At 73.1% G+C, this 22133-nt stretch carries 21 protein-coding genes; 10 read left to right on the forward strand and 11 right to left on the reverse strand.

Annotated features, from left to right (window positions below; all coding sequences use genetic code 11):
* Positions 1-17: 17 nt before the first annotated feature.
* The 4 genes from ACFXAE_RS09905 to ACFXAE_RS09920 are packed head-to-tail and all read right to left on the reverse strand — an operon-like array spanning position 18 to position 3321.
* On the reverse strand, positions 18-440 hold the full coding sequence (locus ACFXAE_RS09905; protein WP_384711061.1) for a PPOX class F420-dependent oxidoreductase: 423 nt from the start codon (positions 438-440) through the stop codon (positions 18-20).
* Between the two features lie 32 nt (positions 441-472).
* The gene (locus ACFXAE_RS09910) at positions 473-1363 is read right to left on the reverse strand and encodes an NAD(P)-dependent oxidoreductase (protein WP_384710776.1); all 891 of its coding nucleotides are present in this window, start codon (positions 1361-1363) and stop codon (positions 473-475) included.
* 31 nt (positions 1364-1394) lie between these two features.
* The gene (locus ACFXAE_RS09915) at positions 1395-2633 is read right to left on the reverse strand and encodes an ROK family protein (RefSeq protein ID WP_384710779.1); all 1239 of its coding nucleotides are present in this window, start codon (positions 2631-2633) and stop codon (positions 1395-1397) included.
* A gap of 37 nt (positions 2634-2670) precedes the next feature.
* Complete coding sequence (locus ACFXAE_RS09920; RefSeq protein ID WP_384710782.1) at positions 2671-3321, reverse strand: alpha-ketoglutarate-dependent dioxygenase AlkB family protein; 651 nt, start codon at positions 3319-3321, stop codon at positions 2671-2673.
* Positions 3322-3388: 67 nt separating this feature from the next.
* On the opposite strand from ACFXAE_RS09920, the gene ACFXAE_RS09925 reads away from it, so the two are divergent.
* Positions 3389-4522 carry a methyltransferase gene (locus tag ACFXAE_RS09925; protein ID WP_384711064.1) on the forward strand — a complete coding sequence of 378 codons (1134 nt, stop codon included), beginning with the start codon at positions 3389-3391 and terminating at the stop codon, positions 4520-4522.
* A gap of 1 nt (position 4523) precedes the next feature.
* On the opposite strand, the gene ACFXAE_RS09930 is transcribed toward ACFXAE_RS09925, so the two are convergent.
* A complete protein-coding gene (locus tag ACFXAE_RS09930) occupies positions 4524-5390 on the reverse strand; it encodes a ketose-bisphosphate aldolase (protein WP_384710784.1) in 867 nt (288 codons plus the stop codon).
* A gap of 20 nt (positions 5391-5410) precedes the next feature.
* Positions 5411-6292 carry an SIS domain-containing protein gene (locus tag ACFXAE_RS09935; protein WP_384710787.1) on the reverse strand — a complete coding sequence of 294 codons (882 nt, stop codon included), beginning with the start codon at positions 6290-6292 and terminating at the stop codon, positions 5411-5413.
* A 128-nt stretch (positions 6293-6420) separates the two neighbouring features.
* Between ACFXAE_RS09935 and ACFXAE_RS09940 the strand changes: the two genes are divergently transcribed.
* Both ACFXAE_RS09940 and ACFXAE_RS09945 read left to right on the forward strand, forming a co-directional pair.
* On the forward strand, positions 6421-7200 hold the full coding sequence (locus tag ACFXAE_RS09940; RefSeq protein ID WP_384710790.1) for a DeoR/GlpR family DNA-binding transcription regulator: 780 nt from the start codon (positions 6421-6423) through the stop codon (positions 7198-7200).
* 65 nt (positions 7201-7265) lie between these two features.
* The gene (locus ACFXAE_RS09945; protein ID WP_384710792.1) at positions 7266-9101 is read left to right on the forward strand and encodes a glycoside hydrolase family 15 protein; all 1836 of its coding nucleotides are present in this window, start codon (positions 7266-7268) and stop codon (positions 9099-9101) included.
* A gap of 3 nt (positions 9102-9104) precedes the next feature.
* Here ACFXAE_RS09945 and ACFXAE_RS09950 read toward each other — a convergent pair whose 3' ends face one another.
* Complete coding sequence (locus tag ACFXAE_RS09950) at positions 9105-10058, reverse strand: hypothetical protein (protein WP_384710795.1); 954 nt, start codon at positions 10056-10058, stop codon at positions 9105-9107.
* 180 nt (positions 10059-10238) lie between these two features.
* Between ACFXAE_RS09950 and ACFXAE_RS09955 the strand changes: the two genes are divergently transcribed.
* From ACFXAE_RS09955 to ACFXAE_RS09965, 3 genes are all read left to right on the forward strand, one after another.
* On the forward strand, positions 10239-12482 hold the full coding sequence (locus tag ACFXAE_RS09955; protein WP_384710799.1) for a heavy metal translocating P-type ATPase: 2244 nt from the start codon (positions 10239-10241) through the stop codon (positions 12480-12482).
* Positions 12483-12567: 85 nt separating this feature from the next.
* Positions 12568-13242, forward strand: a complete 675-nt coding sequence (locus ACFXAE_RS09960) for a phosphatase PAP2 family protein (protein ID WP_384710802.1) — start codon at positions 12568-12570, stop codon at positions 13240-13242.
* A gap of 178 nt (positions 13243-13420) precedes the next feature.
* Positions 13421-13648, forward strand: a complete 228-nt coding sequence (locus ACFXAE_RS09965; RefSeq protein ID WP_384710805.1) for a hypothetical protein — start codon at positions 13421-13423, stop codon at positions 13646-13648.
* Positions 13649-13811: 163 nt separating this feature from the next.
* Here the strand turns inward: ACFXAE_RS09965 and ACFXAE_RS09970 are convergent, their stop codons facing one another.
* The 4 genes from ACFXAE_RS09970 to ACFXAE_RS09985 all read right to left on the reverse strand — a co-directional run bounded on the left by ACFXAE_RS09970 (position 13812) and on the right by ACFXAE_RS09985 (position 17498).
* Positions 13812-14558: a cupin gene (locus tag ACFXAE_RS09970; RefSeq protein ID WP_384710809.1), complete on the reverse strand. Its 747-nt coding sequence runs from the start codon at positions 14556-14558 to the stop codon at positions 13812-13814.
* The gene (locus ACFXAE_RS09975) at positions 14552-15487 is read right to left on the reverse strand and encodes a PmoA family protein (RefSeq protein WP_384710812.1); all 936 of its coding nucleotides are present in this window, start codon (positions 15485-15487) and stop codon (positions 14552-14554) included. The genes ACFXAE_RS09970 and ACFXAE_RS09975 overlap by 7 nt, the downstream gene beginning before the upstream one ends.
* The gene (locus ACFXAE_RS09980) at positions 15484-16599 is read right to left on the reverse strand and encodes a Gfo/Idh/MocA family protein (protein ID WP_384710815.1); all 1116 of its coding nucleotides are present in this window, start codon (positions 16597-16599) and stop codon (positions 15484-15486) included. The genes ACFXAE_RS09975 and ACFXAE_RS09980 overlap by 4 nt, the downstream gene beginning before the upstream one ends.
* A 140-nt stretch (positions 16600-16739) precedes the next feature.
* Positions 16740-17498: a response regulator gene (locus ACFXAE_RS09985; protein WP_384710817.1), complete on the reverse strand. Its 759-nt coding sequence runs from the start codon at positions 17496-17498 to the stop codon at positions 16740-16742.
* Positions 17499-17805: 307 nt separating this feature from the next.
* On the opposite strand from ACFXAE_RS09985, the gene ACFXAE_RS09990 reads away from it, so the two are divergent.
* The 4 genes from ACFXAE_RS09990 (at position 17806) to ACFXAE_RS10005 (ending at position 22075) form a co-directional block, all read left to right on the forward strand.
* The gene (locus ACFXAE_RS09990) at positions 17806-18789 is read left to right on the forward strand and encodes a Bug family tripartite tricarboxylate transporter substrate binding protein (protein WP_384711067.1); all 984 of its coding nucleotides are present in this window, start codon (positions 17806-17808) and stop codon (positions 18787-18789) included.
* On the forward strand, positions 18786-19325 hold the full coding sequence (locus ACFXAE_RS09995; RefSeq protein WP_384710820.1) for a tripartite tricarboxylate transporter TctB family protein: 540 nt from the start codon (positions 18786-18788) through the stop codon (positions 19323-19325). Before ACFXAE_RS09990 ends, ACFXAE_RS09995 begins: the two co-directional genes overlap by 4 nt.
* A gap of 1 nt (position 19326) precedes the next feature.
* The gene (locus ACFXAE_RS10000; RefSeq protein ID WP_384710824.1) at positions 19327-20820 is read left to right on the forward strand and encodes a tripartite tricarboxylate transporter permease; all 1494 of its coding nucleotides are present in this window, start codon (positions 19327-19329) and stop codon (positions 20818-20820) included.
* 172 nt (positions 20821-20992) lie between these two features.
* Positions 20993-22075 (forward strand): GDSL-type esterase/lipase family protein, encoded by a 1083-nt coding sequence (locus ACFXAE_RS10005; protein WP_384710827.1) that lies wholly within the window; start codon positions 20993-20995, stop codon positions 22073-22075.
* Positions 22076-22133: the final 58 nt, after the last annotated feature.

The raw sequence follows: 22133 nt of genomic DNA on the forward strand, positions 1-22133 counted from the left end.
CGGCCGGGCACCGGCGGTCAGCCGCCCGCCTGGTCGCTGTCCTTCATCGCACCCCAACCGTGCCAGCGCTCGACCTCGAGCCGGCCGCTGACCCTCGTCCGCTCCCGGTCCGGATACGGGTTGCCGGTGTAGTGCCGGGAGAGGCGGTCGATGTCGGCCAGGTCCTCGTCGTCGTAGATCTCGGTCACCCGGCCGAGCAGGGTGACGTGGGTGTACCAGTCGTCGCCGGCCAGGACGGTGAGGGTGACGCGGGGGTCGCGACGGACGTGCTTCAGGCGTACCCGGCCCTCGTCGAAGTTGATCAGCGCGCGGCCGTCCTCCCACAGGTACCAGGTGGGGGTGGACACGGGCGTGCCGTCGGAGCGCAGCGTGGCCATCACGCAGGGATTGGGCTTGCGCAGCAGTTCCTGTGCCTCGGGGGGAAGCGGGGGCTTGGACACCATGGACTCCTTCGTGCGTACCGCTCGGCCGATCAGGTGGTGGGGTCGTCGTCGAAACTGGCGTAGTAGGCGGCGGCCATGTCCTCGTCGCCATGGCCCAGGGCATGGGCCCGCTCGAACCGTTCGGCGCTCGCGGCGGCCACGTCCAGGCGGACCCCGTGCTGTTCGCCGGCCCGCACGATCAGTCTGGCGTCCTTGGCCGCGGTCGTCACGGCGAACTGGGCCGGGGTGAGCCGCCCGTCGAGGATCATCCCGGCCTTGGCACGCAGATAACCCATGTCGAGCGGGCCGCCGGCGATGAGGTCGAGGAAGCCGTCCGGTGCGACGTCGAGGGCCTTCGCCAGGGCGAGGGCCTCACCGGCGGCGGTGGTCGCGGCGAGCACCCAGCTGTTGGCGACCAGCTTCAGGCGGGTCGCGCCGGCCGTGGCGCCGTCCTCCCCGGCCCAGACGGTGCGGGCGCCCACCGCGTCGAACACCGGGGTCACCCTGTCCCGGCCCTCGGCGGGGCCGGCGGCGAGCACGGTCAGCTGTCCGTCCTCGGCGGGCCGGCGGGTGCCGAGGACCGGGGCGTCGTAGAAGAGCAGGCCGTGTTCGCGGGCGAAACCGGCCAGCTCGGCGACGCCCTCGATGCCCGCGGTGGTGGACTGCGCCCACACGGTTCCGCCGCGCAGGGCGGGGGCGGCCCGGCGCATCGTCTCCAGGGTGGCCGGGCCGTCGTACAGCATGGTCAGTACGACGTCGGTGGACTCGACCGCCTCCGCGGGGGTGCCGGCGATGTGCGCGCCGTCGGCGGCGAGCGGTTCGGCCTTCGCGCGGGTGCGGTTCCAGGCCCGTACGGTGTGCCCCGCGCGCAGGAGGCTGCGGGCCATCGCCGCGCCCATGATGCCGGTGCCCAGGACGCTGACGGTGAGCTTGTCGGTCATGGCGTCGCTTTCTGTCTGCCGGGCTGTCTTCTCACACCAGTGCCCCAAGAGGATCGTCCAGCACCGGCTGCCAGGCGAGTTCCGCCGCGCCGACCAGGCTGTTGTGGTCCAGGGTGCAGGGGAGGATGGGGACGCCGCCGCTGCGGCCCCACAGGCTGCGGTCGGCGACGACGGCACGCAGCCGGTCCGGGTCGGCCTCCAGCAGGGTGCGGTGCAGTCCGCCGAGGATGATCCGGTCCGGGTTGAGGATGTTCACCAGTCCGGCGAGGCCCAGGCCGAGGCGGTCGATGAGCGACTCGGCGGCGGTGCGCACGTCCGGGTCGTCGTACCGGCCGCGGACCAGGTCCTCGGCCTGCTTCAGCAAGGAGAACTCGGGGCCCGGCGCGCGGCCCGCCGCGGTGAGCAGGGCCAGCGGGTCCGCCTCCACGTCGAGGCAGCCGCGGCTGCCGCAGTGGCAGGGGCGGCCCTCGGGGTTGACGGCGAGGTGGCCGACCTCCAGGGCGAGACCCGAACTGCCCGAGTGCAGGCGGCCGTCGAGCACCAGCGCGCCACCCACACCGCGGTGGCCGGTGGCCACGCACAGCAGGTCGCGGGAGCCGCGCCCGGCGCCGTGCCGGTGTTCGGCGAGGGCGGCGAGGTTGACGTCGTTGGCCGCGAAGGCGGGCCCGCCCAGGCCGGCCGCGCGCACCTGCTCGGCGAAGATCTCCCGCACCGGGGCACCCGCGGGCCAGGCCAGGTGCAGGGGGTTGAGGGCCAGGCCCTCCGGTTCGGCCACCGCCGACGGCACGGCGAGCCCGGCGCCCACGCACCGCCGCCCGGTCTCCCGCAGCAGTTCGGCGCCTGCCGCCACGGCGGAACCGAGCACCTTCGCCGGGTCGGCGTCGACGACCTCGCAGCCGGGCGCCGTGGCGACGATACGGCCGCCCAGTCCGACCAGGGCCGCCCGGAAACCGTCGGAGTGCACCTGCGCGGCGAGCGCCACGGGCCCGTCCTCGGCGACCGAGAGCCGGTGCGAGGGACGCCCCTGCGAACCGGCCGCCGCACCGGGCCGGGCGTCCACCCGGATCAGCCCGAGCGCCTCCAGTTCGGCGGCGACCGCACCGGCCGTCGCGCGGGTCACGCCGAGTTCGGCGGTGAGCACCGCGCGGGTCGGCGCGCGTCCGGTGTGCACGAGCTCCAGCGCGGGTCCGAGCGCGCCGCGCCCCCGGTCCAGCCGCGTCCTCGAGGTGGTCCCTTCCCCCGCCGGCCGGGGGTCCGCCTTCCCGCTCATGGGGGCGAGTCTCCCATGATCCGCAAACCGGCGCGGACTACAGGCCGCTGACCCGCAGCGTGATGTTCAGCCGGCCGGTCAGTCCCAACTCGGGCGGTGCCGTGCCCGCGTGCACCCGGGGAACGCCGTGGTACGCGAGCCGGGAGGGTCCGCCGAAGACGAACAGGTCGCCGCTGCGCAGCTCCACGTCCGTCCAGGGGCGGGTGCGCGTCCCGGTGGTGCCGAAGCGGAAGACGCAGGTGTCGCCGAGGCTCAGCGACACCACGGGCGCGTCCGCCTTCTCGTCGCTGTCACGGTGCATGCCCATGCGGGCATCGGCGTCGTAGAAGTTGACGAGGGCGATGTCGTACGCGGCACCGCGCGCGGCGTCCGCGCCCAGCGCGTCGGTCACCGCGCGGCGGCCCAGCTCGCCGAGCCACCCGGGGAACGGTTTCACCGGCGCGCCGTCGCCGTCGACGACGGTGCGGGCGTAGCCGTACGGATACCAGTGCCGGCCGAGGCACACCTGCCGGGCGGTCATGGTGCCGCCGCCGGGTGTGCGGACGGTGCGCAGTCCGGCGGGCGGCCTCGCCCAGTCCCGGCAGGCGTCGAGCAGCTCGCGCTGCGCCCGCGCGTCCAGCCAGTCCGGCACGTGCACCGCGCCGGGCGCGACCTCTCTGCGTGCCCTGGGGAACAGCTCGGCGTCCATGCCTCCCATCCTGCCGGACGCACCCCGAGCTGCGGCTGGGCTAGCCTGGTCGACGATGAACGACCGTATGACGACTGCGTGGGGCGAGCCGGTGCTGGCCCGCTTCCCCGAGGACCCGCGGGACAGGCTGCGCGCCTGGGACGCGTCCGACGAGTATCTCCTCAGGCATCTCGCCGAGCGGCGGGTCCCGCTGTCCGGCACGGTCGTGGTCGTCGGCGACCGCTGGGGCGCGCTGGTGACGGCGCTCGCGGCGCACCGGCCGGCGCAGATCACCGACTCCTGGCTCGGCCAGGAGGCGACCCGGGCGAACCTCGCCCGCAACGGCGTCGAACCGGGCGCGGTACGGCTGCTCACCACGCAGGATCCCCCGCCGGGCCGGATCGACGTGCTGCTCGTCCGCGTGCCGAAGAGCCTGGCGCTGCTGGAGGACCAGCTGCTGCGGCTGGCGCCGGCGGTGCACGAGGACACGGTGGTCGTCGGCGCCGGCATGGTGAAGGAGATCCACACCTCGACGCTGGACCTCTTCGAGCGGATCCTCGGCCCCACCAGGACCTCGCTCGCCGAGAAGAAGGCCCGGCTGATCCTGTGCACCCCGGATCCCACGCTGCGGCGCCCCGAGAACCCCTGGCCGTACCGCTACCCGCTGCCCGACGGCATCGGCCCGGTGTCGGGCGCGACGGTCGTCAACCACGCCGGCGTCTTCTGCGCCGACCGCCTCGACATCGGCACCCGGTTCTTCCTGCGGCACCTGCCCGCCGGCGGGGACGGCGGGCGGGTGGTGGACCTGGGCTGCGGCAACGGCGTCGTCGGTACGGCGATGGCGCTGGCCGACCCGCGCGCCGAAGTGCTGTTCGTGGACGAGTCGTTCCAGGCGGTGGCGTCCGCGCAGGCCACGTACCGGGAGAACGACGTGTCCGGACACGCCGAGTTCCGGGTCGGCGACGGCCTGTCGGGCGTACCGGCCGACAGTGTCGACCTCGTCCTGAACAACCCGCCCTTCCACTCCCACCAGGCGACCACCGACGCCACGGCCTGGCGCATGTTCACCGGCGCCCGGCGCACCTTGCGCCGGGGCGGCGAACTGTGGGTGATCGGCAACCGTCACCTGGGGTACCACGTGAAGCTGCGACGGCTGTTCGGCAACAGCGAAGTGGTGGCCTCTGACCCGAAGTTCGTGGTCCTGAAGGCCGTGAAGCGATGACTCAGGACGGCGCCGGGGCCGTGCCCAGCGCCTCGATGGTCCCCGTCACCGCCCGTGCCATCGCCTCCCGGCCCACCGTGAGGTAGCCGCGGGAGTCGACCGCCTCGGGGTGGGCGGTGAGGAATTCCCTGATCGCGCCGGTCATGGCGATGTTCAGGGCCGTTCCCACGTTGACCTTGGCGATGCCGCCCGTGACCGCCGCGGCGAGTTCGTGGTCGGGCAGGCCCGAGGACCCGTGCAGGACCAGGGGTACCTCCAGGGCGGCGGCCAGCCGTTCGAGGAGGGCGTGGTCGAGGGTGGCGGTGCGGGTGGTCATGGCGTGGGTGGTGCCGATGGCGACGGCCAGCGCGTCCACCCCGGAGTCGGCGACGAAGGCGCGGGCCCGGTCGGGGTCGGTACGGGCACCCGGGGCGTGGGCGTCCGGCGCGGCCTGCCCGCCCTTGCCGCCGATCTCGCCCAGCTCGGCCTCGATCCAGAGCCCTCGGGCGTGGGCCCAGTCGACGGCGGCCCGGGTGGCGGCGAGGTTGTCGGCGTAGGGCAGCCGGGCCGCGTCGTACATCACGGAGCCGAATCCGGCGTCCGGGGCCTGGCGCAGCAGGGCGTCGCTCTGGACGTGGTCCAGGTGCAGGGCGACGGGAACGGCGGCGCGTTCGGCGGCGGCCGCGGCGGCGCGGGCGAGCGGGAGCAGCCGGCCGTGGCGGAACCTGACGGCGTTCTCGCTGACCTGGAGGACGACGGGGGCGTTCGCCGACTCGGCGCCGGCGATGACGGCCTCGACGTGTTCGAGGGTGATGATGTTGAACGAGGCGACCGCCGAGCGGTGGGCGGCGGCGCGGGTGACGAGCTCGCCGGTGGTGGTGAGGGGCACGGTCCGTCCTTTCCGACGGGTCAGGGTTCGAGGACGACCGAGCGGGTGAGGTGGCGGGGCCGGTCGGGGTCCAGACCGCGGGCCGCGGCGACGGCGACCGCGAGCCGCTGGACGCGGACGAGTTCGGCGAGCGGGTCGAGGGTGCCCTCGACCCACAGACCGCCGGTGTCCCGCACCTGCCGGGCCATGCCTTCCGGAGCGTCGCCGAGCATCCAGGTCGCGGTGTCGGAGGTGGTGATGCTGATGGGTCCGTGCCGGTACTCCATCGCCGGGTAGGCCTCCGTCCAGGCGAGGGCCGCCTCGCGCATCTTCAGTCCGGCCTCGTTGGCCAGGCCGACGGTCCAGCCGCGGCCGAGGAAGGTGAACTGGACGCGGTCCACGAGCCGTTCGGGCAGCGGTTCACTCAGGGCCGTACGTCCGTCCTCGACGACCGCGTCGGTGTGCCGGCCCAGGTGGGCGCGGAGCAGGGTGAGGGCCGTGGTGGCGAACCGGGTCTGGACGACGGAGCGTTCGTCCGCGTAGTCGAGGACGACCGTCTCGCCGGCGAGCGACGTCACGGGGGCGGCCGGGTCGGCGGTGACCGCGGTGGTGCGCGTGCCGCCCTTCAACCGGCCCAGCAGGTCGAGGACTTCGGTGGTGGTCCCGGAGCGGGTGAGGGCGACGACGTGGTCGTAGGCCCGGTGCCGCGGGAACTCCGAGGCGGCGAAGGCGTCGGTCTCGCCCTGGCCCGCGTCCTCGCGCAGGGCGGCGACCGCCTGTGCCATGAAGTACGACGTCCCGCAGCCGACCACCGCGACCCGCTCCCCCGGTGCCGGGAGGACCGGGGCGTGGGACGCGGCCTGCGCGGCGGCGCGGCTCCAGCACTCGGGCTGACTGCTCAGTTCGTCCTCGACATGGGTCATGCCGCACCCCCGAAGGCTCGATGATTGTTCTTGCAACATTGAGCGAGGTTTCGAGCAAAATCAAGCATCCGGCCCAAGGCCGGGTGCGTTAGGGTCGCCGGAGGCCAAGGGAGACGACGGGAGGGTGGATGTCGCGGGACACCCGCTGGAAGGCGTTGCTGGAGCTGCTCGTCGAGCGCGGCCGGCTGGACGTCGAGGAGGCGGCCGGCGAGCTGGCGGTGTCGCCCGCGACGATCCGGCGCGACTTCGACCGGCTCGCCGAACAGCAGATGCTGGTGCGCACCCGTGGCGGCGCGGTGGTGCACGGGGTGTCGTACGAGCTTCCGCTGCGTTACAAGAGCGCGCGGCACGTCTCCGAGAAGCAGCGCGTCGCGAAGGCCGTGGCGGGTCTCGTCGCGCCGGGCGAGGCGGTCGGGCTGACCGGCGGCACGACCACCACGGAGGTGGCGCGGGCGCTGGCCGTACGCGGGGACCTCGCCTCGGGCTCGCCCGCGCTGACCGTGGTGACGAACGCGTTGAACATCGCCAATGAGCTGGTCGTACGGCCGCAGTTCAAGATCGTGCTGACCGGCGGGGTGGCGCGGGCCCAGTCGTACGAGCTGGTCGGGCCGCTCGCGGACGGGGTGCTGGGGCAGATCACCCTCGATGTGGCGGTGCTCGGTGTCGTCGCGTTCGACGCCGTGCACGGGGCGGCGGCCCATGACGAGGCGGAGGCTGCGGTCAACCGGCTGCTGTGCGAGCGGGCCGAGCGGGTGATCGTGGCCGCCGACTCCAGCAAACTGGGCCGGCGGGCGTTCGCCCGGATCTGCGCGGCCGGGTCGGTGGACACCCTGGTCACGGACTCGGGAGCGGACACCGGGACGGTACGCCGCTTCGAGGAGGCGGGACTGCGGGTCGTGGTGACCTGAGCCGGTCCGGCCGGGGCTGCCTAAGCTGGCACATGAGCACGGCGTGCCGGCCCAGGGAGGCTGCGATGGACGGGACGACCAGGGAACGGGACGGATCCGGTCCGCGCCGGTACGTGCCGATCGCCGACCACGGGCTGATCGGCGATCTGCGCAGTGTGGCGCTGGTGGGGACCGACGGCACCATCGACTGGTACTGCTGCCCCTCCTTCGACGCGCCGAGTGTGTTCGGGGCGATCCTGGACGCCGAGCGGGGCGGCTGCTTCGAACTGGCGGCGGCCGTGCCGGCCCGCACCAAGCAGTTCTACTTCCCCGACACCAATGTCCTGATCACCCGGTTCTTCACCGAGGAGGGGGTCGGTGAGGTGCAGGACTTCATGCCGGTCGGCGGCACCTCGGTCGAGGAGGCCCGGCACCGGCTGATCCGGCGGGTGCTGTGCGTACGCGGCTCCGTGCCGTTCCGGACGCTGGTGGCACCGCGGTTCGAGTACGGCTCCCGGCCGCACACCGTGCGGCCGGCCGGCGACATCGCGGTCTTCGACTCCGGGGAACTGTCCCTGGCACTCACCGCGACCGTCCCGATGGAGACCGACGGGGTGGATCTGCGGGCCGAGTTCAAGCTGGCCGAGGGGGAGACGGCGGTGTTCGCCCTGGACCGGATCGGCCCGGAGGTGACTCCGAGCCGCTGCGAGTGCGGGGAGGCGGAGCGGCAGTTCGGTGCGACGGTGGCGTACTGGAGGCAGTGGCTGTCCTCCTCGCGGTACCGGGGCCGCTGGCGGGAGATGGTGCACCGCTCCGCCCTCACCCTGAAGCTGCTCACCTACGCGCCGACCGGGGCGATCGTGGCGGCGCCGACGACCAGCCTGCCCGAGGAGCTCGGCGGGGAACGCAACTGGGACTACCGGTACGTGTGGGTGCGCGACGCCGCGTTCTGCGTGTACGCGCTGCTGCGGCTGGGTTTCACCGAGGAGGCCGAGGCGTTCATGGGGTTCGTCTCCCGGCACATCAGTCCGGGCGACCGCAAGGCCTCCGGCCCGCTGCAGGTCATGTACGGCATCGACGGCCGCACCGACCTCCCCGAGCGCGAACTCGGCCATCTGGAGGGCCACCACGGCTCGGCACCGGTCCGCGTCGGCAACGCGGCGGCCGACCAGCTGCAACTGGACGTCTACGGGGCGCTGATCGACTCCATCTACCTCTACGACAAGTGGGCCGAGCCCGTCTCCAGCGAGCAGTGGGACCATGTGACGGCGCTGGTGGACTGGGTGTGCGCGCACTGGGACCAGCCCGACGAGGGCATCTGGGAGACGCGTGGCGGACGGAAGAACTTCCTGTACTCGCGCCTGATGTGCTGGGTGGCGGTCGAGCGCGCCATCCGCATGGCCAACCGGCGGGGCCTGCCCGCGGACCTTCCCCGCTGGCAGGCGAGCCGGGACACCATCTACCGGTGGATCATGAGCCGCGGCTGGTCGGCGTCGCGCCGGGCCTTCGTGCAGCACGAGGGCGGGGAGGTGCTGGACGCGGCGGTCCTGATGATGCCGCTGTCGAAGTTCATCGCGCCGACCGACCCGAAGTGGCTGTCGACGCTCGACTCCCTCACCGAGGACCTGGTGTCGGACTCACTGGTCTACCGCTACGACCCGCTGGTGAGTCCCGACGGACTGCACGGTGCCGAGGGCACGTTCTCCATCTGCTCGTTCTGGTACGTCGAGGCGCTGACCCGTGCCGGGCGGCTCGACGAGGCGTCCCTCGCCTTCGAGAAGATGCTGACGTACGGCAACCACCTCGGCCTGTACGCCGAGGAGATCGGTCACACCGGGGAGCAACAGGGCAACTTCCCGCAGGCGTTCACCCACCTCGCCCTGATCAGCGCCGCGTTCAATCTGGACCGTGCCCTGGGCTGAGGCTCAGTGGCCGTGTCCGTCGGAGTGCTCCGGCGTCCCCGTGCCCGTCGCCGCCGCCTCCGCCGCTCCGGCGTGCACCGTGAACGCGGCGGTACGGACGACCCCGTCGTGCTTGAAGTCCAGGAACAGCCGGTAGCCGCCGCTGCTGGGCGCCGTGGCCGTGAAGGAGACCACCGGGCCGGACCCGGTCTTCCCGTCGCCGGGTGCGCCGCCCGGGTGGACGTGCAGGTAGGCGAGGTCCCCGGCACGCAGGGCGACCAGGTGGCCGTAGGCGCCGAGGTAGGGCTGGAGGTCGGTGACCGGCTTTCCCCCGCGCGAGACCGACAGGCGCAGTTCGCTCGCCCGTCCGGGGCGCAGGGCCCCGGTCAGCTCGACCTCGTAGCCGTCGACACGGGCCGTGCCGTCGGCCCGCGGCAGCTCCTGCGGCCGGTAGGAACCGGAGGCGGCGAGGTCCGCCCCGAGCGTGAGGCCGCGCGCGTCCCCGGCGGCCGGGGTGAAGTCGGCGAAGACCCGGTAGCCGCCGGCGCGGGGCAGGTCGACGGGGGTGGCCCAGGTGCCGTCGGCGGCACGGGTGGGATGCAGATGCCGGTAGGTGAGCAGGTCGCGCGAGGCGACGATGAGGTGGAGTTCCTTGTCGTGCTCGCGACGGTACTCGGTGACGGCCCGGCCGTGGTCGTCCCGGACGGCGAAGCGCAGCTCGGTGCGGTGCCCGGCGGTGATACGCGGGGTCCGCAGATCGAGCCGGTAGCCGCTCTCGGAGATCTGGAGTCCCCCGGCCGGCGGCGTGTCGTGCCCCGCGTGACCGTCCGCCCCCGTCGAGGGCGTGGCGTGCCGCTCGTCGTGCGCCGGTGCCCGGTCCGCGACGACCGGATCGAGGCCCTGCCCGACGCCGTAGGCCGTGCCGAAGGTGGCGGCCAGGGCGGCGGCGAACGCGGTGATCTTCAGTCCGGTGTTCATGGCCGTGACTCCTCGGAAGTAGGGACCCGCGGCTCACGTTGAGCCGCTCCATGCAGATCACGATACCCCTAGGGGGTACCAAGTCAAGCTCTGTCCATACTTGCACCTCATACCCACTGGGGGTATACATGGAGATCATTCGGTGGGTACCCCCACCCCGTATCCACTCCAGGAGCGATCATGACCGTCCGTACAGCCAGTGCCGATGCCGAGGTGGAGCTCGCCATCGGCGGGATGACCTGTGCCTCGTGCGCCGCGCGGATCGAGAAGAAGCTCAACCGGATGGAGGGGGTCACCGCCACCGTCAACTACGCCACCGAGAAGGCCAAGGTGAGCTACGGCGGCGAGGTCACCGTCGGCGACCTGATCGCCACGGTCGAGGCCACCGGATACACGGCCCAGCGCCCCGCACCACCCGACGAGCCGTCCGGAAAGGCCTCCGAGCCCGACGAACTCCGGCCGCTCAGGCAGCGGTTGGTGACAGCCGTGGCGCTGGCCGTCCCCGTCATCGCGATGGCCATGGTCCCCGCCCTGCAGTTCGAGTACTGGCAGTGGCTGTCACTGACGCTCGCGGCGCCGGTCGTCACGTACGCCGCCTGGCCGTTCCACAGGGCCGCCTTCACCAACGCCCGGCACGGGGCGGCCACCATGGACACGCTGATCTCGGTCGGCACGTCGGCGGCGTTCCTGTGGTCGCTGTGGGCACTGTTCTTCGGCACCGCGGGCACACCGGGCATGACGCACCCGTTCGAGCTGACCATCGCCCGCGGCGACGGCACCGGGAACATCTACCTGGAGGCCGCCGCCGGTGTGACCGCCTTCATCCTGGCCGGACGGTACTTCGAGGCGCGCGCCAAGCGGAAGGCGGGCGCGGCACTGAGGGCACTCCTCGAACTGGGCGCGAAGGACGTCACCGTACTGAGCCCCGACGGACGGGAGAAGACGGTTCCCGTGGCCGAGTTGCACACGGGCGACCGCTTCCTGGTACGCCCCGGCGAGAAGATCGCGACCGACGGGACCGTCGTCGAGGGCTCCTCCGCGGTGGACGCGTCGATGCTCACCGGCGAGTCGGTGCCGGTGGAGGTCGCCGCCGGTGATCCGGTCACCGGAGCCACGGTCAACGTGGGCGGACGGCTGGTCGTGGCGGCCACCCGGGTCGGAGCCGACACCCAACTGGCGCGTATGACAAGGCTGGTGGAGGACGCACAGAACGGCAAGGCCGCCGCACAGCGGCTCGCCGACCGCGTCTCCGCCGTCTTCGTCCCCCTCGTCATCGCCCTCGCCCTGGGCACCCTGGGCTTCTGGCTCGGCAACGGCGCCGGACCGACGGCCGCGTTCACCGCCGCCGTGGCGGTCCTGATCATCGCCTGCCCCTGCGCACTCGGACTCGCCACTCCCACCGCCCTGATGGTCGGCACCGGACGCGGCGCCCAGCTGGGCATCCTCATCAAGGGACCGGAAGTCCTGGAGTCCACCCGCCGCGTCGACACCGTGGTCCTGGACAAGACCGGCACGGTGACCACGGGCCGGATGACCCTGCTGGCCGTGCACACCGCCGACGGCACCGACGAGGCCGAAGTGCTGCGGCTCGCGGGCGCGTTGGAGCACTCCTCGGAGCACCCGATCGCACGGGCCGTCGCCGACGGAGCACGGGAGAGGCTGGGCGAGCTGCCCGTACCGGAGGACTTCGCAGGCGTCCCCGGCCTCGGGGTCCAGGGCGTCGTGGACGGACACGCGGTCCTCGTCGGCCGCGACCGACTGCTGCGGGAGTGGTCCCTGGAGCTGCCCGAGGACCTGGTCCGGGCCGGGGAGCGGGCGGAGGCGGCCGGACACACCGCGGTCCTGGCCGCGTGGGACGGCGCGGCGCGTGCCGTGCTGGAGATCGCCGACGCCGTGAAGGAGACGAGCCCCGAGGCGATCCGCCGGCTCCGCGCGCTCGGTCTGCGGCCCGTCCTCCTGACCGGGGACAACGAAGCGGTGGCCCGGACCGTCGCACACGAGGTCGGCATCGAGGACGTCATCGCCGGGGTGCTGCCGCAGGACAAGGTGGACGTCGTCAAGCGGCTCCAGGCGGAGGGCCGTTCGGTCGCCATGGTCGGCGACGGGGTCAACGACGCGGCGGCACTCGCCCAGGCCGATCTGGGCCTGGCCATGGGCACCGGCACGGACGCCGCGATCGAGGCCGGCGACCTGACCCTCGTTCGGGGCGACCTGCGTACCGCGGCGGACGCCGTCCGGCTCGCCCGCCGCACCCTCGGTACCATCCGGTCCAACCTGTTCTGGGCCTTCGCCTACAACGTCGCCGCCCTGCCGCTCGCCGCGGCCGGACTGCTCAACCCGATGCTCGCCGGAGCGGCCATGGCCTTCTCCTCGGTCTTCGTGGTCGGCAACTCGCTGCGTCTGCGCACCTTCCGGGCCGGCTGACCGGGGTGGGCGAGCCCGTGCGGATGGATCATGCGTACCGTGGGCACCTGGTGATTCGTCCACGATGCCACCGCGGGAGAGACAGATGAGCGAGCCGCCCACCACCGACCACCAGGACGTCACCCGTCCGCTCACCGAGCCCGTACCGCCCGCCGACGGACTGCGCAGGGTCGCCGCCGCGGTCCTCGGCGACCTCAGAGCCGTGGACGGCGCCCTGTACGCGGCGGTCGCCGCCACGCCGACGCCGACGCTCGACCGGGCGCTGCGCCGGCTGTCCCACACGGCCGACCACTCCAAGATCTCGTTCGCCATCGCCGGGGTCCTCGCGCTGAGCGGGGCGCGGCCGCGGCGGGCGGCGCTGGCGGGGGTGGGGGCGGTCGCCGTGGCGTCGGCGTCGGCGAACCTGCTGGGCAAGCGCCTGGTGCGCAGGGCCCGGCCGGACCGGGAGGCCGCACGGGTGACCGTGGACCGGCATGTGCCCATGCCGACGTCGGCGTCGTTCCCTTCGGGACACACGGCGTCGGCGGTCGCGTTCGCCACGGCGGTGGGTACGGTGCTGCCCGCGGCGTCGGTGCCGTTGGGGGCACTGGCGTGTGCGGTGGGGTACTCGCGGGTGCACACGGGGGTGCACTATCCGGGTGATGTGGCTGCCGGGGCCATTCTCGGCATCGCCAGTGCGGCCACCGCGCTGGCCGTGGGCGCGGCCCGTCTTCCGGCGTCGTACGCCCCCCACCGGATGCGGTTCCTGCACCGGCCGTGACCCACGGACGCCGACGCGGCCCGCTCCGCAGCCGTCGGTGACGGGGACCGCGCCCCGGCCCGCCGACCGCGTTCCCGCGCCCGCGGGCTCAGCCCGGACGAGCGACGGCCTGTCCGACGACGGAGCAGCGCCTCCCGCACCGAGGACAGGTCGCCTCGCCGAAGGCATGGGTCAGGGCATGCGCCATGTCCGCGTGGCCGTCCGCGTGGCCGTCCGCCGGGGCCGGCCCGTGGAGGCGGCGGCCGAGGCCGTCGAGCGCACCGGGACCGGCCGGTCGGAGGGCCGAAGCGGCCGTGTCGGCGTCGTCCCCTCGGCCATGTCCCTCAGCGCGGGCAGCACCAGCGGATGGGACACGCCGAGCGAGCCGTTGCGAGGCGGCTCCGTCCGCAGGCCGCTCCGGACCTGACCGTCCCGGCCGGCGGCGGCACGTTCCGGCAAGGTGGCCGGCCGGAATCGGCTTCGTCCACAAGGGGAACCGGGGAGCCGCTCGTCACCCGCGGCATCCGGGCGGACGCCGCCGGGCCGACGACACCGGGAGAGTCCCGGCCGCGGTCGTGAGGGCGGCGGGTTCACTCGTCCCCGTACGGCACGGTGACCCCCGGCAGCGCGTACTCGTCCCGCCGTCCGCACATCCCGTACCCACCACGCCGGCTGGGCTCCGCCTCGTACGCCGTCGCCCCTGCCAGGTAGGTGAGGTCACCGTCCGCCAGCGCGTCCAGCTGCGCACCCGTGCGTTCCGCGGCCTCCAGCGCACCCGTGCGCCACAACTCCCGCCATACCGGCACCCGTTCCCGCACCAGCAGCGCGGCCGCCCGCAGGAACTCCCGGTACGGCCCGTCGTCACCGGCCAGGAGCGCCTCACGCAGCGCGAGGTATCCCTCGACCGCGAGGTCCCGCCGCCGTCGCGCCGCCGCCTCCACCCGGGTGCCCGTACCGGCCGGAAGCGTCGCGGCGTCCGCGTACCGTCCGGGATCGGCCAGCACCTCCGCCGGGAAGGTGAACACGGCGTCCCCGGCCTCCGGCAGCCCGCTGTTCTGCATCAGCACCGTGACCCGCAGATCACCGCCCTGCACCATCCGGTGCACGGTCCCCGGTGTGAACCAGGCCACCGTCCCCGGCCGCAGCGGGATGTCCCGGTACCCGTCGGGGCCCAGCGTCTGCACGGCCCCCCTGCCGCCGGTCACGACGTACGCCTCCGTACACACCAGATGCAGGTGCGGACTGCCGCCGCACACCCCGTCGGCGGCCTCCCAGTCATAGGCGGCGAGATGCGAAAGACCGACCGCGCCGGGAAGCGGAGCGGGTCCGCTCACCACGGCAGACCGTCCAGATGCGCCTCCACCCGCTCCCGGTCCCACACCCCGTCCGCGACCACGATGCGGTAGCGGTACGAGAAGGACTCCCCCGGCGGCAACGCGAACTCCTCGAAGAACGCCCACGAGAACGCGACCGACGGTATGGGCTGCGAGCGCACGAACCAGTGCGAGGGGTGGACGGCGTTCCCGTCGAGGTTCTCCGGCGCGTGCGCGAAGACGAGCGTGGAGTGACCGTCGTGCTCGTCGTGTTCGGCACTGAACGAGAGCCACGGCCCCCGCGTGCCCATGAGCTTTCCGGCCTCGGCACCGGCACCGGCGCCGACGTCCGGCACGAGGACCGTACCGCCCGTGAAGTCGCGCGGCCCGCGCCACTGCAGCCCGGTGTAGCCGGCCATCTCACGGCCGGCGGTGGTGGGTGAGCCGAACTCCAGTGCCACCTCACGCAGGTTGGTGAGCCGGATCGACCAGTCCAGCACCCAGGCCCCGGCCGCCACGTCCACCGAGTGGACGCTCAGCCCGCGTTCCTCGCGCGCCCACTCGGCACCCCCGTTCTCCACCCAGGTGAGGTCCTCGGTGCAGTCGAGGCGCTCCTCCCCGGCCGCGAACGCGGAGAAGCCGTCGTGCCGCATGGAACCGATCCGCTCGGGCAGTGCCAGGTAACCCCGCCCGTGTACATAGGAGTTGCCACCCCAGAAGTTCTGCCCGGACAGATGACTGGCCGTCATCTGCAGCCCTTTGTGCCAGCGGTGGTCGTTGGGCCGGTACCCGGTCACCGTGCGCCCGGCGAGCGTGCGCACCGGGTGGGCGTACGGCTTGCGGGACTCGAACGGCTCGGGGTCGGGCCGGTAGACGTAGCGGAGGATCTCGGTGCCGCCCGGTGCCGTCACCGTGACGGACTCACCGTGGTGATGGGTAACGCGGATGCTCATGCGCGCTCCCCGGTCGCCCAGTCGGGCCGGCCGCCGTGCATGGCCTCGTGGAAGGGGTCGCCGGGCGTGATCTCACCCGCCCGCACCGGCCGCCCGGTGAACGCGGCCTTGTACAGGGCGGCGGCGAACTCCAGTGTGCCGCGCGCCTCCCGGCCGCTGCCCGGCGGCCGCACCCCCGCGTCGTAGGCGTCGAGCAGGGTCTTCAACTGGGCCGTGTGCGAGCTGGGGACGTCGAGCGCCGGAGTGCGCCAGGCGGCGGCCCGCTCGGCGGGGACGTGCCGGGCCGGGGTGTAGGTCCAGTCGTCGTTGCCGTGCCCGTAGAGGTGGGTGAGTTCGACCGTGGCGTCGGCGCAGTCGACGCGGACGCGGCTCACCTCGTCCGGGGAGAGCACACTGTTGACGACGGTCGCGAGCGCGCCGCCGCGGAAGCGGACCAGGGCGGTGGAGACGTCCTCACTCTCGGTGTCGTGGACGAGGCGCGCCGCCATGGCCCGGATCTCCTCCCACTCCCCGAGCAGGTGCAGCAGCAGGTCGTACTGGTGGATGCCGTGTCCCATGGTGGGCCCGCCGCCCTCGGTGGCCCAGCGTCCGCGCCAGGGCACGGAGTAGTACGCGGCGTCCCGGTGCCAGGTGGTCTGGCAGTGCGCGACCAGCGGGGCGCCCAGCTCACCGCTGCGGATCAGCTCGCGGGCGTGGACGGCGCCGGAGCCGTAGCGGTGCTGGAAGATCACGGAAGCGTACGCCCCGGATGCCTCCTCGGCGGCCGCGATGTCGTCGTACTCGGCGAGCGACAGGCACAGCGGCTTCTCGCACAGCACCCAGGCGCCGGCCTTGAGCGCGGCCACCGTCTGCTCCCGGTGGAGCGACGGCGGGGTCCCGATCAGCACCAGGTCCGGCCGTACGGCGTCGAGCATCGCGCTCATCGAGGTGAACCCGGCGACCTGCTCCCCGGTGGACGCGCGGAAGGCGTCGAGCCGGCCCTGGTCCACGTCGACGGCGGCGACCAGTTCGGCACGGTCGGCGTGGGCGCGCAGCGCGGGCAGATGACCGCCGCTGACGATGGCACCGGTGCCGACGACGGCGACACGGCGGCGGACGGGGGACAAGGACATGCGGCGCTCCTCGGAACGACGACGGCGGCAGACTGGAAAGCACTTCCAGAAAGCGCTTTCTCCCGCGGTCGACCCTAGGCCCGCACGCAGGCGGGGACAACCCCACGCCCCGTATTCGAGATCGGGTGAAGCCTGACCCGTTACGCCCGCACCCCGCCTCCCGACCGCAGCTCTCCGCCCTGCCCCAGGAACCGGTACCGCCGCTCGGGCCGCCCCGTCGCCCCGTACCGCAGCGACACCTCCGCGGTGCCCACGGTGTGGAAGTGCTCCAGGTACCGGCGGGCGCTGACCCGCGAGACCCCGGTCAGAGCCGCGCACTCGGTGGCCGACAGGGTGCCGTCGGTCCCGCGCAGGGCGCGCTCGACCAGCCCGGCGGTCTCCGCGCTCATGCCCTTGGGCAGCACCGGGGACACCGGCCCCGCCGCACCGCCCGCCAGCACCCGGTCGACGTCCGCCTGACCACGGACCACCGTGCCGAGCAGCCGGCCGCGCCGGCCGGCATAACGCTCCAGGCGCCCCCGCAGGTCCTCGAAGTCGAACGGCTTGAGCAGATAGTCGACGACCCCGTGCCGGACCGCGCCGCGCACCGCGTCCGCCTCCCGGGCGGCGCTGATGACCATCACGTCGCAGTCGTGCCCGGCGGTCCGCAGCCGGGGGATGACATCGAGACCGAAGAGATCGGGCAGGTACAGATCGAGCAGCACCAGGTCGGGACGGAGTTCGTCCACGGCGGCGATCGCCTGCTCACCGGTCCCGGCGACACCGACGACCCGGAACACGTCGAGGCGCTCGACGTAGGCACGGTGCACCCGGGCCACCCGGAAGTCGTCGTCGACCACGAGTACGTCGATCGCGTCGGCGGTCGCGGACGTGGGCTGCTCGCCGCGCGTGCTGATCATCGGTTCTGCTCCTTCCGCCACCGCGTCGGTGAGGTGGCCGGCGGTCGTGCGGGCGGACCGTTCGCCTCCGGCAGGGCGCGCGACGCAGCGCCGCGCGGGCGCCGGAACCGCCCATCATCGCCCCCACCTGCGGCCGGGGAAAGAGACGTGCACCACTGGCGCACCCGCCCTGACGCAATGACCACAACCTCCATTGGTTCCGCAAGCGCGACAGCCCGGCGGCGCACGGGCACCATGTGGCCCGCGTCACCCTCCCCCACAGGGCCTGGCGTGAACCCAGACGACCGACCGACAGGTGGTGGCACTCGTGCGCCTGCGCACACCCCTCGCCCTGCTCGGGGCCACCGTGCTCGTACTCGTGGGCCCGCCGCTGCTCACGACCGGCAGCGGCACCGAGACCGGCACACAGATCCCGGGCCTGCGCTTCATGGTTCCCAACTCGCCCGGCGGCGGCTACGACATCACGGCCCGCACGGCCGCGAAGAACGCCGAGGACGCCGGGCTCACCCACTCCGTCGAGGTGTTCAACCTGCCCGGCGCCGGCGGCACCGTGGGCCTGAGCCGGCTGGTGAGCGAACACGGCAACGGCAAGCTCGCCATGTCGATGGGGTTGGGCGTGGTGGGCGCCGTCCGCTCCAACGACGCGCCGAAGACCCTCGCGGACACCACCCCGATCGCCCGGCTCACCGAGGAGCAGGACGTCGTCGTGGTCGGGAAGGACTCCCCCTACAGGACGATCGACGATCTGATCGGCGCCTGGAAGGAGAACCCCGGCAAGCTCCCGGTGGGCGGCGGCTCCTCCCCCGGCGGGCCCGACCACCTCGCGCCGATGCTGATGGCACGGGCCGCCGGGATCCCCCCGAAGCAGGTCAACTACATCCCCTTCGACGGCGGCGGCGAGCTGCTCGCCTCGATCCTCGGCAACAAGGTCGCCTTCGGCGTCTCCGGTGTCGGCGAGTACCTCGACCAGATCAAGTCCGGTGAGCTGCGCCTGCTCGCGGTCACCGGCCCCGAGCGGGTCGACGGCCTCGACGCGCCCACGCTCGAGGAGGCGGGCTACGACGTGAGTTTCACCAACTGGCGCGGCATCGTCGCCCCGCCCGGCCTCACCGACGCCGAGCGCGGCAAGCTCGTACGCCTGGTGCGGGAGCTGCACGACTCGAAGGAGTGGCGGGAGTCGATGAAGCGCAACGGCTGGGACGACGCCTTCCTGACCGGCGAGAAGTTCGGTGAGTTCCTGGACGCGGAGGACAAGCGCGTGGTTTCGGTGCTGAAGGAGCTGGGCCTGTGACGACATCGACCACCGACAGCACCCCGGCGCCCGCCGCCGAACGGCGCTCCTGGCTCCGCGACCACTCCGAACTCGGCATCTGCGCACTGCTGCTGGCCCTCGGCGTGCTCGTCCTGACCGACGCCCTCACCATGGACGTCGACATCGCCCAGCGCGGGCCCGTCGGCCCGAGGACCGTGCCGATCGCCGTCGGCGTCGGGCTGCTCGTCGTCGCCGCGCTCCTCGCGGCCGACGTGCTGCGCGGCGGCCGGGGACAGGCCGAGTCCGGCGAGGACGTCGACCTGTCCGAACCCGCCGACTGGCGCACGGTGCTGCTGCTGACCGGGGTGTTCCTCGGCGCCGCCGTCCTCATCGAGCCGCTCGGTTTCCCGATCGCGGGCGCGCTGCTCTTCTGGGGCGCGGCCTTCGCGCTCGGCAGCCGCAGAACCGACCGCGATCCGCTGATCGCGGCGGTGGTCTCCTTCGTCACCTACGCCGTGTTCAACCACCTGCTCGGAGTGCCGCTGCCCGGCGGTCCGCTGATGGGAGTGCTCTGACATGAACACCCTCAACTCCCTCATGGACGGCTTCGGTACGGCTCTCACCCCGCTCAACCTGCTCTGGGCGGCCGTGGGCGTGCTGCTCGGCACGGCGATCGGGGTACTGCCCGGCATCGGCCCGGCGATGGCGGTGGCGCTGCTGCTGCCGGTGACGTACGGACTCGAGCCGACCGGCGCGTTCATCATGTTCGCGGGCATCTACTACGGCGCGATGTTCGGCGGTTCGACCACTTCCATCCTGCTGAACACGCCCGGCGAGAGCGCGGCCGTGGTCGCGGCCATGGAGGGCAACCCCATGGCCAAGTCGGGGCGCGGCGCCCAGGCCCTCGCGGCCGCCGCGATCGGGCACTTCGCGGGCGGCATGGTCGGCACGGTCCTGCTGGTGGCGCTGGCTCCGACGGTCGCCGACCTGGCGGTGGACATCGGCGCGCCGGACTACTTCGCCATCATGGTGCTGGCGTTCATCGCCGTGACGTCGGTGCTGGGCTCGTCCCGGATCCGGGGCATGGCCTCGCTGCTGATCGGTCTGACGATCGGTCTGGTGGGCCTGGACCAGATGACCGGCCAGCAGCGGCTGACGTTCGGCTCGCTGCAACTCGCCGACGGCATCGACGTGGTGATCGTCGCGGTGGGCCTGTTCGCCATCGGTGAGGCGCTGTGGGTCGCCGCACATCTGCGGCGCCGTCCGCCGGAGCCGATCCCGGTGGGCCGGCCGTGGCTGGGCCGCGCCGATGTGAAGCGCACCTGGAAGTCCTGGGCGCGCGGTCCGTTCATCGGCTTTCCGTTCGGCGCGATCCCGGCGGGCGGTGCGGAGATCCCGACCTTCCTGTCGTACGTCACGGAGAAGCGGCTGTCGAAGCACAAGGACGAGTGGGGCAAGGGCGCCATCGAGGGTGTCGCGGGTCCGGAGTCGGCCGCTTCGGCCTCGGCGGCGGGCACGCTGGTGTCGATGCTGACCCTGGGCCTGCCGACCACGGCGGTCGCGGCGGTGATGCTGGCCGCGTTCCAGCAGTACGGCATCCAGCCCGGCCCGCTGCTGTTCGAACGCGAACCCGACCTGGTGTGGGGCCTGATCGCCTCGCTGTTCGTCGGCATGGTGCTGCTGCTCGCCCTCAACCTGCCGCTGGCCCCGGTGTGGGCGAAGCTGCTGCGCATTCCGCGGCCGTACCTCTACGCCGGGATCATGTTCTTCGCGGCGGTGGGCGCGTACGCGGTCGGCGGTGAGGTGATCGACCTGGTGATCCTGCTGATCATCGGCCTGATCGGGTTCGGCATGCGGCGGTACGGACTGCCGGTGTTGCCCGCCATCATCGGGGTGATCCTCGGCCCGGCCGCCGAACAGCAGTTGCGCCGCGCCCTGCAGATCAGCGACGGCAGCGTCACGGGGCTGGTCGATACGCCGTTCTCGGTGATTGTTTACGCGGTCGTCGCGCTGCTGCTGGTCTGGCCGCTGGTGCGCAGGGCGCTCCCCCGCAAGGGCGCCGGGACCTGATCGAACGCGGGATTCGCCGGTCGGGGCGTGGCACACGGGGCCGCGCCCCGACGGCGTGCGGGCGCTGCGGCACCGGGCCCGCAATCACGTCCAGCCCCTTGACGCGTCAATGACAATAGTGGCTTGATGACGGCATGGGAGCGCTCCCACCTCATCCAGGGAAGGGAAAACCATGCGCGGCACCCGCCTCTTACGCTTACGCACGCTTCCGCTCCTCGGCCTGCTGGCCGCCCTGCTCCTCCCCCTCGGACTGACCCTCGCGCCGGGCGCGACGGCTTCGCCGGCGGCGGCCGACCCGGTGCGCGTCATGCCGCTGGGCGACTCCATCACCGGGTCGCCCGGCTGCTGGCGGGCCCTGCTGTGGAACCGGTTGCTGGACGCCGGACACACGGACGTCGACTTCGTCGGCACCCTGCCCGCGCAGGGCTGCGGCGTGGCGCACGACGGGGACAACGAAGGGCACGGCGGCGAACTGGTCACCAACGTGGCGGACCAGGACCTGCTTCCCGCACGGCTGGCGGCGACGCTGCCGGACATCGTTGTCATGCACTTCGGCACGAACGACGTCTGGAGCAGCGTCTCCCCCGACCGCATCCTCGCCGCCTACACCGAGCTCGTGGGGCAGATGCGGGAGTCCAACCCGGACATGCGGGTCCTCGTCGCCCAGATCATCCCGATGAACCCCGGCGCCTGCGCCGCCTGTGCCCAGCGCGTGGTCGACTTCAACGCCCGTATCCCCGCGTGGGCCGCGGCGACGGGTACCGACCGCTCCCCGGTGACCGTGGTCGACCAGTGGACGGGTTTCGACACGGCCACCGACACCTACGACGGCGTGCACCCGAACGACGCCGGCAACGAGAAGATCGCCGCGCGCTGGTTCCCGGCCCTGGCCGCGCTGCTGGAGGAGGGCGTCCCCGGCGACCCGGGCGATCCCGGCGACGCCGTCTGCACCGCGTCCTTCCGGGCGGTCTCCACCTGGCAGGGCGGCTACCAGGCCGAGGTGACGGTGCGCAACGTCTCCACCACCCCCGTCACGGGCTGGACGGTGACGGTCGTACCGGCCGACGGCGCCCGGGTCGGCCAGGTCTGGAACGGCACCCTCGGCACGGCCGCCGACGGCACGGCCACCGTCACCAACGCGAGCTGGAACGGGGCCCTCGCCCCCGGTGCGAGCGCCGCCTTCGGCCTCATCGCCACCGCCCCGGCAACCTCCCCCGCCCCGGCGGCGACCGTCGACTGCACGGCCACCTCCTGACGCACGGCACGGACCACCGCACGGCGCACAGAGCAACCGCACGGCACGGACAGCCAAC

It is taken from the genome of Streptomyces sp. NPDC059454 (genome assembly GCF_042749965.1).
GTDB lineage: Bacteria > Actinomycetota > Actinomycetes > Streptomycetales > Streptomycetaceae > Streptomyces.

Bases quoted from the DNA above. Each gene is read 5' to 3' on its own strand.
- ACFXAE_RS09915 (WP_384710779.1), bottom strand. From the start codon at position 2,633: ATGAGCGGGAAGGCGGACCCCCGGCCGGCGGGGGAAGGGACCACCTCG.
- ACFXAE_RS09925 (WP_384711064.1), top strand. From the start codon at position 3,389: ATGACGACTGCGTGGGGCGAGCCGGTGCTGGCCCGCTTCCCCGAGGAC.
- ACFXAE_RS09960 (WP_384710802.1), top strand. From the start codon at position 12,568: ATGAGCGAGCCGCCCACCACCGACCACCAGGACGTCACCCGTCCGCTC.
- ACFXAE_RS09910 (WP_384710776.1), bottom strand. From the start codon at position 1,363: ATGACCGACAAGCTCACCGTCAGCGTCCTGGGCACCGGCATCATGGGC.
- ACFXAE_RS09985 (WP_384710817.1), bottom strand. From the start codon at position 17,498: ATGATCAGCACGCGCGGCGAGCAGCCCACGTCCGCGACCGCCGACGCG.
- ACFXAE_RS09935 (WP_384710787.1), bottom strand. From the start codon at position 6,292: ATGACCCATGTCGAGGACGAACTGAGCAGTCAGCCCGAGTGCTGGAGC.
- ACFXAE_RS09945 (WP_384710792.1), top strand. From the start codon at position 7,266: ATGGACGGGACGACCAGGGAACGGGACGGATCCGGTCCGCGCCGGTAC.
- ACFXAE_RS09955 (WP_384710799.1), top strand. From the start codon at position 10,239: ATGACCGTCCGTACAGCCAGTGCCGATGCCGAGGTGGAGCTCGCCATC.
- ACFXAE_RS10005 (WP_384710827.1), top strand. From the start codon at position 20,993: ATGCGCGGCACCCGCCTCTTACGCTTACGCACGCTTCCGCTCCTCGGC.
- ACFXAE_RS09920 (WP_384710782.1), bottom strand. From the start codon at position 3,321: ATGGACGCCGAGCTGTTCCCCAGGGCACGCAGAGAGGTCGCGCCCGGC.
- ACFXAE_RS09950 (WP_384710795.1), bottom strand. From the start codon at position 10,058: ATGAACACCGGACTGAAGATCACCGCGTTCGCCGCCGCCCTGGCCGCC.
- ACFXAE_RS09975 (WP_384710812.1), bottom strand. From the start codon at position 15,487: ATGAGCATCCGCGTTACCCATCACCACGGTGAGTCCGTCACGGTGACG.
- ACFXAE_RS10000 (WP_384710824.1), top strand. From the start codon at position 19,327: ATGAACACCCTCAACTCCCTCATGGACGGCTTCGGTACGGCTCTCACC.
- ACFXAE_RS09980 (WP_384710815.1), bottom strand. From the start codon at position 16,599: ATGTCCTTGTCCCCCGTCCGCCGCCGTGTCGCCGTCGTCGGCACCGGT.
- ACFXAE_RS09940 (WP_384710790.1), top strand. From the start codon at position 6,421: ATGTCGCGGGACACCCGCTGGAAGGCGTTGCTGGAGCTGCTCGTCGAG.
- ACFXAE_RS09965 (WP_384710805.1), top strand. From the start codon at position 13,421: ATGCGCCATGTCCGCGTGGCCGTCCGCGTGGCCGTCCGCCGGGGCCGG.